Source organism: Psychrobacter sp. TB20-MNA-CIBAN-0197, from assembly GCF_040309765.1.
In the GTDB taxonomy this organism is placed as follows: Bacteria; Pseudomonadota; Gammaproteobacteria; order Pseudomonadales; family Moraxellaceae; genus Psychrobacter; species Psychrobacter submarinus.
The window spans coordinates 1-266 of record NZ_JBEOPC010000724.1; the positions used below are offsets into that span (position 1 = coordinate 1).

Here is a 266-nt window from a genome sequence, read left to right on the forward strand (position 1 = left end):
CAAGGCAGCCGTGCTGCTGGAAGTCAACTCGCAGACCGACTTCCTGGCCCTGCAAGACGACTTCAAGAACTTCGTTGCTGCCAGCGTAGAAAAAGCTTTCGACGAAAAACTGACCGACGCAGCTCCGCTGATCGCCGCTCAGGAATCGGCTCGTGAAGCGCTGGTTGCCAAAGTCGGCGAGAACGTCAACATCCGTCGTCTGGTACGCGTAGAAGGTGACGTTGTCGGCACCTACCTGCACGGTAACAAGATCGGTGTTGCTGTTG

The 266-nt window shown here is 56.8% G+C and carries 1 pseudogene; it reads left to right on the forward strand.

Annotated elements, in window-relative coordinates:
• Positions 1-266, forward strand: a pseudogene (locus tag AAEY83_RS15725) (translation elongation factor Ts); the annotation flags it as partial.